The organism is Oscillibacter sp., from assembly GCF_032060045.1.
Lineage (GTDB): Bacteria > Bacillota > Clostridia > Oscillospirales > Oscillospiraceae > Oscillibacter.
The window spans coordinates 34,335-35,440 of sequence record NZ_DAMBZJ010000019.1 but is presented as its reverse complement, the minus strand read 5'-3'; the positions used below and the strand labels follow the sequence as shown (position 1 = coordinate 35,440).

Below are 1,106 nucleotides of genomic sequence, written 5' to 3'. Positions count from 1 at the left end.
AAACCCATACGGCTCGTAGAGGTGCAGCGAGACAATCAGTCGCTTGCCCGTAGGCATTCGAAAGTCTTCCAGCGCTTCCGTTCCCGTGCGGGCACAGTAGGTAGGCAGCAAAAGATAGCGGCCGGAATTTTCCCCACCGGAAGCACGCACCGTTTTCACGAACACCTTGTTTAGGCGATTGACGATTGCCCGGGCCTCGGGCGTTCCGTCGCCCCACTCCTGCTCCGTGCCGATAAGCCGCGGCTCATTCATACTCTCGAATAAAAGAGACTCGTCATACTCCCGAAAGCGAAACGCAAGCTGCTTCCAAAGGGCCCGTGTCCGAGCCTCGGCCTCCTCGGCCTGAGATTCCAGCGGCGTATACCACGGGTCGTGGTGAGCGTTTATAATGACAGACAACCCAGCCGCCAGCGCCTCGTCCACCACCTCCTGCACGCGGTCCAGCCACACTTCGTCCACCTGAAGGTCCTCGTCCATATGCTCGTACCAGGTCACGGGAATGCGCACCAGATCAAAGCCGGCCGCCTTCACGTCGGAAAACAACTCCGGCGTGGCGGGCGGATTGTTCCAATACGTCTCATACGCGTTGGGGTCGTCCGTCTCCTTGTGGAGCTTATGGGAATCCAGCGTATTACCAAGGTTCCAGCCCGCTCCCAGGGCCTTTACAAAGCGCCGCTCCTCGCCAGCTTTCCAGCGATACGCAAAAAGTCCTCCTCCAACCAGCAGCAACAGCATCAATACGGACACAAAGCGCCGCAGACTGCCGCCCCGCCTACGCATCGGACAGCTCCCTGTCCGCCGGTCCAACACCCAACAGACTCTCTTCCAGCGCTGCATACCGGCGGCTTGCAGCGGACGCTTCCACCGTAGGAGTCCCTTGCCTCATGGCCCATTGCACCCAATGAATCAGCCGCGCAGCGGCCTTTTCGTTGTTGTGCAGCGCGTCATAATTGGACACGGCATACAGCTTTTTCCCGCCTGGTAGATTCCGTTCAAACGCACACCTCAGCGTCAGTCCCTCCTCCAGATACAAAGAAAGCGTGGGCGGCAGGTCCTCGGTATCTGTCGCCAGATATTTATAGTCAAAATTCTCAATGTGCACCATG

1 protein-coding gene and 1 pseudogene are annotated in these 1,106 nt (G+C 58.4%); both read right to left on the bottom strand.

Annotated features, from left to right (window positions below):
* On the bottom strand, positions 1-780 hold a 780-nt coding region (locus RT018_RS09235; RefSeq protein WP_312941280.1), incomplete at its 3' end, for a glycoside hydrolase family 5 protein.
* Positions 773-1,106 (bottom strand): annotated as a pseudogene (locus RT018_RS09230) (hypothetical protein); the annotation flags it as partial. The gene RT018_RS09235 and the pseudogene RT018_RS09230, both read right to left, overlap by 8 nt.